The sequence below is a fragment of the Erwinia sp. V90_4 genome (genome assembly GCF_029967685.1).
GTDB classification, from domain to species: Bacteria; Pseudomonadota; Gammaproteobacteria; order Enterobacterales; family Enterobacteriaceae; genus Erwinia; species Erwinia aphidicola.
In genome coordinates this window covers 42,581-48,888 of the sequence record NZ_JASCAQ010000069.1, presented here as the reverse complement: position 1 = coordinate 48,888, position 6,308 = coordinate 42,581, and the positions used below count along the sequence as shown (strand labels likewise).

The 6,308-nt window shown below is 60.0% G+C and carries 6 protein-coding genes; 5 read left to right on the top strand and 1 reads right to left on the bottom strand.

Going from position 1 to position 6,308, the window contains the following annotated elements; genetic code table 11:
- Positions 1 to 186 precede the first annotated feature (186 nt).
- Positions 187 to 963 (bottom strand): DeoR/GlpR family DNA-binding transcription regulator, encoded by a 777-nt coding sequence (locus QLG07_RS22680; protein ID WP_048918696.1) that lies wholly within the window; start codon positions 961 to 963, stop codon positions 187 to 189.
- A gap of 186 nt (positions 964 to 1,149) precedes the next feature.
- Here QLG07_RS22680 and QLG07_RS22675 point away from each other — a divergent pair, with 186 nt between their 5' ends.
- The 5 genes from QLG07_RS22675 to QLG07_RS22655 all read left to right on the top strand — a co-directional run bounded on the left by QLG07_RS22675 (position 1,150) and on the right by QLG07_RS22655 (position 6,260).
- Positions 1,150 to 2,172, top strand: a complete 1,023-nt coding sequence (locus QLG07_RS22675; protein ID WP_282470207.1) for an SIS domain-containing protein — start codon at positions 1,150 to 1,152, stop codon at positions 2,170 to 2,172.
- Entirely contained in the window at positions 2,169 to 3,107 is a 939-nt protein-coding gene (locus QLG07_RS22670) for an ROK family protein (RefSeq protein WP_282470206.1), read from the top strand. The genes QLG07_RS22675 and QLG07_RS22670 overlap by 4 nt, the downstream gene beginning before the upstream one ends.
- Before the next feature lie 170 nt (positions 3,108 to 3,277).
- The gene (locus QLG07_RS22665) at positions 3,278 to 4,513 is read left to right on the top strand and encodes an extracellular solute-binding protein (RefSeq protein ID WP_282470205.1); all 1,236 of its coding nucleotides are present in this window, start codon (positions 3,278 to 3,280) and stop codon (positions 4,511 to 4,513) included.
- A 9-nt stretch (positions 4,514 to 4,522) separates the two neighbouring features.
- Positions 4,523 to 5,431 (top strand): sugar ABC transporter permease, encoded by a 909-nt coding sequence (locus tag QLG07_RS22660; protein ID WP_282470204.1) that lies wholly within the window; start codon positions 4,523 to 4,525, stop codon positions 5,429 to 5,431.
- Positions 5,421 to 6,260 (top strand): carbohydrate ABC transporter permease, encoded by an 840-nt coding sequence (locus QLG07_RS22655; protein WP_099753343.1) that lies wholly within the window; start codon positions 5,421 to 5,423, stop codon positions 6,258 to 6,260. The genes QLG07_RS22660 and QLG07_RS22655 overlap by 11 nt, the downstream gene beginning before the upstream one ends.
- Positions 6,261 to 6,308 lie beyond the last annotated feature (48 nt).

Here is a 6,308-nt window from a genome sequence, read left to right as displayed (position 1 = left end):
ACCGGAACAAATGGTCGACCCCTACGATTCGTGGCAACTTCAGCATCAATACGCGTTGACCGGAAAAAAAATCGTCCCCCACGGTTCGTGGCAACTTCAGCATCAATACGCGCTGACCGGACCAAATGGTCGACCCCTACGATTCGTGGCAACCTCGCCTTTGTAGGGGCTGACCCTCTTTTTCGGTCAGCCCTCTGTCGACGCCACCACCACCAAACGCTCGCCGTACTTCGCCCGCTGCTTCAGCGCCGGGGAGGCCTCGGTAATAATCATCTCGATATCCGACAGCGGGCAGACGTGCGCCAGCGCGCGATAGCCCATTTTGCTGCTGTCGACCAGCACCACGGTCTTTTCCGCCGCCTGAATCATCGCCTTCTTCACCGGGATTTCGACGGTGTTGATATTGGTCACGCCACTGTCGAAATGCACCCCTTCGGCGCCGAGGAACGCCCAGTCGACGTGCAGGCTGTTGATCTTATCCACCGTCTCCTGGCCGATCAGCGTATAGACGTTATTCAGCATCATGCCGCCGGCGACGTGAATGGTGATGCCCGGGCAGGAACTGAGCGCCACCGCCGTCAGCACATCATTGGTCACTACCGTCAGGTTGCGTTTATCGCGCAGCGCCAGCGCCAGCTCGTATACGCTGGAGCCATTGTCCAGAATCAGCGACTGGCCGTCGCGCACCAGGCTGGCGGCATGGCGGGCTATCGCCACCTTCGCCGGGTTGTTCATCTGGTGACGCACGCTCCACGGGGTATCGAGATTGCTTTCCGCAACCGCCATCGACGGCAGCAGCCCGCCGTGGGTGCGCATCACCTGGCCGGTCTTCTCCAGCTGCGCGAGGTCGCGGCGGATGGTGGAGCTGTCAACGCCAAACTGCTCCGACAGCTCGGCGGCGTTCAGATAACCTTTTTCCCTGATCATCTCAACAATCTGTAATCGTCTTTGTGACGCGCTCATGTGTCCTTCCCGTTACGATAATTGCACGCTTTCATGCACATACTGTACGAACAATGCGCAGATGTCAGTATAGCAGACAAATTTACGGCAAAAAAATAAGCAATTGCGCGAAAAATGCACATTGACTGCACGAATTCGTGCAGCTATGTTTAATTCATCAGCAACATTAACGGGGAGTGAGTATCAATGGAAGCAACAGTGCTCAGCGAATACGAAAAAGATATTGAGCAGCAGGTTGATGCGCTGCGCGATCAGCTGGCCAGCCAGCTGCCTGCGCAGCTCAACAGCCTGGATCTGAATAGCTACGATCGTATCGTTCTGGCGGGCATGGGATCCTCGGATTATGCGCTGATCCCCATCGAGCGCGAACTGATCGAGCGCGGTTACCCGGTGTGGCGCATTGACGCCGGGCGGCTGCTGGATATGCCGCAGCTGGTCACCGCCGACAGCCTGCTGTGGGTCACCTCACAGTCGGGGATGAGCGGTGAAGTGGTGGCGCTGCTGGAGAACGTCAGCGCAGCGAAAACGCTGATTGGCGTGACCAACGATGCCGCCAGCGCCCTGGCGCAAAAAGCCGATGTGCAGGTGCTGCTGCACTGTGGGCCGGAGGCCACCGTCAGCGCCAAAAGTTATCTCAATACGCTGGTCGCCAGCTACCGCGTGCTGTACGCCCTGACCGGGCGCGATGAAAAAGATCTGCTGGCAGCGGTGCAGGCTGTTTTGCCCGCTATCGCCCACATTATCGGCCAGCGTGACAAGGTGCAGCAGCTGAGTGATGCTCTGCTGAAAGACAACAACCCGCGCGTGGCGATGGTCGGCATCGGCGCCGATGCAGCAACCGCGCTGACCGGCGCACTGATTACCAAAGAAGCGTCCAAAGTGGCGGCAGAGGGCTTTATCGGTGGGCAGTTCCGCCACGGCCCGATGGAAACCTCGGGCGCCGGTATGCTGGCCCTGCTGTTTGGTGACGGCAGCGACAGCACGCTGAATACTCTGGCGGCTGACCTGCGCCAGAACGGCACGCTGGTGACCAGCGTCGGTCCGGTGGCCTATGCCGACAGCGTGCATCTGCCCACTCCCGCTGAACCGCTGCCGCGCTTACTCTGTGCCATGCTGTGGGTTCAGCATCTGACCGTCACGCTGGCGCGTGGCAATGGTCGGGTGCCGGGTGAGTTCCTCTACGGCCAGAAAATAACGGTAAAAATATGACAACTTCTGACGCCCCCTCCCTCAAAGCAGGCATTGATATCGGCGGTACCGGTACGCGCATTATTATGCTGGCCGGGCAGCGTGAAATCGCGTCAGAAACCGTCCCGACCGCATGGTTCGCCACCCTGCCCGCCTGGCAACGTGCCGGGGCGCTGGCGGATAAGGTGCGCCAGCTGGTGCCGGCGGGCCAGCGTCTCGCCAGCCTCGGCATTGGCGCCAGCGGCCCGGTGAATATGCGTACTGAAGTGATTGAAAATCAGGATACGCTGGCCTGCTTCTCCGGCTTCCCGCTGGTGGCCCAGCTGCGCGAGCTGCTCGCGGTTCAGGTCGCCATCGATAACGATGCGGTAGCGGCGGCACTCGGCGAGTTTCATCTCGGCGCCGGCCAGGGCAGCGGGCGCATGTTAATGGTGACGCTCGGCACCGGAATTGGCGTGGCGATGCTGGAGGGCGGAACGCCGTTTCGCAACGTCGACGGCAGCCACCCGGAAGCCGGCCATATCCCGGTATCGGACCACCCGGTCGTCTGCTATTGCGGCCTGCAGGGCTGCTGGGAAATGCTGGCCTCACGCGGCTGGCTGCAGCAGGCACTGACGGCGGCACTTCCCGATCTGCGCTGGGACGCCACCCTCAGTGAGCGCATCGCCACGCTGTGCGCGGAGAACGCGCGCGTCAGCGGCATTCTGTATCAGTACGGTCAGATTGTGGGCCGCGGGTTAAATACCCTGCTGGCGCTGTACGGCCCGGATGTCACGGTGCTCAGCGGCAGCGCAGCCACGCTGTTTCCGCATTTTCAGGGAGGAATGGAGAAAGCGCTGGCGCGCGCCAGTGGTTATGCGGTTAACAAGCATATTATTCCATCTTCTCTGGGCGATGCGGCGGGCGCGCTCGGGGCGGCGATACTGCCAACACTTAGGGGAACCCGCCAACCATAATAAGCAAGACCTATAAGACACACTGATAATTAAGTATTTAAATTGAGTTATTTACGATAATAATAAATGTCTGAGCCGCTGACGTTTTACGGCTCAGCCATTTTATTGTTCCAGGCGAATAAGACCGTATATCTGACGCTTCCTTATCAAGGTTAAATGGAGAGTAAGTAATGAATAGCCGTTCTGCCGTGTATGTCATGACTCTGCTTGCTCTGAGCGCCTCCAGCGCCTTCGCAAAAACGCAACTCAACGCCCTCTTTATGTCCCAGGCCGCCTACAGCGAAAGCGACGTGCGTGCCATGACCAGTGATTTCGAAAAAGCCCACCCTGACGTCAGCGTTAACCTCGAATTTGTGCCGTATGAAGCCCTGCACGATAAAATCATCGCGGCACGCGGGGCGGGCAGTAACGGCTATGACGTGGTGCTGTTCGACGATATGTGGCCCGCTGAATTTGCCAAATTTGGCCTGCTGAAAGATATCACCAGCACGGTCAGCGCCGACGAAAAAGGCAAAGTGTTTGACGGGGCCTGGAGCACGGTAAGCTGGGATAAAAAACTGTGGGGCATGCCGTGGATCCTCGATACCAAATACCTGTTCTATAACAAAGCGATGCTGGCTAAGGCCGGGATTGCCAACCCGCCCACCAGCTGGGCGCAGGTGATGGAGCAGTCGAAAATCCTGCAGGACAAAGGCATCGTCAAATATCCGCTGGTGTGGAGCTGGTCGCAGGCCGAAGCGCTGGTGTGCGACTACACCACGCTGGTTTCCGCATTCGGCGGCCAGTTCTATCAGAACGGCAAGCTCAACTTCAGCGATCCCGGCTCGGTGAAAGCCGTCACCTTTATGAAAGAGTCGCTGGATAAAGGCGTGACGAACCCGAACTCACGTGAATATCTGGAAGAGGACGTGCGCAAAGTGTTCTCCAACGGCGATGCCGCTTTCGCGCTGAACTGGACCTATATGTACAACATGGCCAACGATGCGAAGCAGAGCAAAGTCGCGGGCGAGGTCGGGATCGTTCCGGCGCCATCGGAAATGCCGGGCAAGGTGGCAGCGATGAACGGCTCGATGGGGCTGGGCGTGACGCAGGCCAGCGCGCATCAGGGTGAGGCGCTGGCGTTTGTGCGCTACCTGACCTCGCAGCCGGTGCAGGATAAATACGCCAAACTCAGCCTGCCTATCTGGAAGTCTTCATACGACGACCCGGCGGTGCAGAAAGGCCAGGAGCCGCTGATTGCCGCGGCGAAAAAATCCCTTGATGTGATGCTGATGCGCCCGATTACCGCGGACTATTCACGCCTGTCTAACGGCCTGCAACAGCAGCTGCAGCAGGTATTACAGGGCCAGCAGACGCCGCAGTCGGCGATGGATGCCGTTACCAAAAGCGCGTCACGTCTACATTAAGAGGTCTTGATGCTCAGTCTGCAACACCGTGAGCAACGTCAGGCGTGGGTGCTGCTGGCACCCATGCTGATCGTCATGGGCCTGCTGACCGCCTGGCCGCTGCTGCGCACTATCTGGCTCAGCTTTACCGATGCTGAGCTGATTGGCAGCGGCGGCCAGACCGGTTATGTCGGGCTGGACAACTACCTCTACGCTCTCACCGACCCGGATTTTCTGGCGTCTATCGGCCGCACGCTCTACTTCACCGTGCTGTCAGTGGCGCTGGAGGGCATTATCGGCGTGCTGGTGGCGCTGCTGCTTAATCAAAAATTCCGCGGTCGCAGCGTGCTGCGCGTGCTGGTGATCCTGCCGTGGGCGCTGCCTACCATCGTCAACGCCATGATGTGGCGGCTCAACTTCAACCCGGATTACGGCAGTATCAATGCCCTGCTGACCCAGCTGCATATTATCGACAGCTACCGCAGCTGGCTGGGTTCGCCGGATTCGGCGCTGAATGCGGTGATGCTGGCGGACGTATGGAAAAACTACCCGCTGGTGACGCTGCTGGTGCTGGCCTCCATGCAGTCGATCCCCGGGGACCTGTATGAAGCGGCGCGGCTTGACGGCGCTTCCGCGTGGCGGCGTTTTCGTGCCATCACTTTTCCGGCCATCGTCGGCGCGCTGAGCGTGGCGCTGATCCTGCGCACCATCGACGCGTTTAAAATCTTCGACATTATCTATGTGATGACGCGCGGCGGCCCGGTCGACAGCACCAAAACCCTCAGCTTCTATGTCTATCAGGAGTCGTTCAGCTACCTGCGCGCGGGCAGCGGCGCGGCTTACGCCATTCTGATGACCCTGATGTGCAGCGTACTGATCGCCATTTACATGGCGCTGCTTTATCGCCAGCGCCGCAGGAGCTTCGCCGATGAAACGTAAACTGCGCCGTATTGGGCTGTATGCCGCCGCCGTGCTGCTGGGGGTGTCGATCCTCGGGCCAATGCTGTGGCTGTTTCTGATGAGCGTCAGTTCCAACAGTGACCTGGCGCGCATTCCGCTGGCGTGGCTGCCGCGCCAGTGGGACTTCAGCCGCTACGCCGCGCTGCTGTCGCTGCAGCCGGGGCAGCCCGGCGAACTGTTCCTGCATGCGCTCGGCAACAGCCTGCTGGTGGCCTGTTTTGCCACGCTGATTTCACTGCTGCTGGCGATCCCGGCGGCGTTCAGCTTCTCGCGCTACCCGGGGCGCGACGGCTGGCTGATGGCGTCGCTGGCGATTTACATGGTGCCGCCGGTCGCCTTCGTCCTGCCGCTCTACTTCGTGCTGCAACAGCTCGGCCTGCTGAACACCCACCTCGGGCTGGTGCTGGTTTACTGCTCGCTGATCCTGCCGTTCCTCACCTGGATGCTAAAAAACCAGTTTGATGCGCTGCCGCGTGATATCGAACAGGCGGCGCGCCTCGACGGGCTGCGCTTTTGGCAAGTGCTGCTGCGCATTACGCTGCCGCTGGCGAAGCCGGTGCTGGGCGCCTCGGCGCTGTTCGGCTGGCTGCTGGCGTGGGATGAGTTTTTCTATGCGCTGCTGTTCACCAGCAATATCAGCGCGCAGACGCTGCCGGTGACCATCGCCGGATTTACCGCCGGGCGCGCCACCGATGACGGACTGATCGCTGCCGTCGGTATTCTCGCCTCGCTGCCGCCGCTGCTGATCGCTATCTGGCTGCAAAAAAGCCTGGTCGGCGGCCTGGCCAGCGGCGGCAGTAAAGGTTAACGACAGACACCCGGTTGCGCAGGGGTCGGGCATGCCCGACCCGTACTA

Excerpts from the sequence above, each read along its gene's own strand:
- QLG07_RS22680 (WP_048918696.1), bottom strand. The coding sequence starts at position 963 with ATGAGCGCGTCACAAAGACGATTACAGATTGTTGAGATGATCAGGGAA.
- QLG07_RS22675 (WP_282470207.1), top strand. The coding sequence starts at position 1,150 with ATGGAAGCAACAGTGCTCAGCGAATACGAAAAAGATATTGAGCAGCAG.
- QLG07_RS22670 (WP_282470206.1), top strand. The coding sequence starts at position 2,169 with ATGACAACTTCTGACGCCCCCTCCCTCAAAGCAGGCATTGATATCGGC.
- QLG07_RS22665 (WP_282470205.1), top strand. The coding sequence starts at position 3,278 with ATGAATAGCCGTTCTGCCGTGTATGTCATGACTCTGCTTGCTCTGAGC.
- QLG07_RS22660 (WP_282470204.1), top strand. The coding sequence starts at position 4,523 with ATGCTCAGTCTGCAACACCGTGAGCAACGTCAGGCGTGGGTGCTGCTG.
- QLG07_RS22655 (WP_099753343.1), top strand. The coding sequence starts at position 5,421 with ATGAAACGTAAACTGCGCCGTATTGGGCTGTATGCCGCCGCCGTGCTG.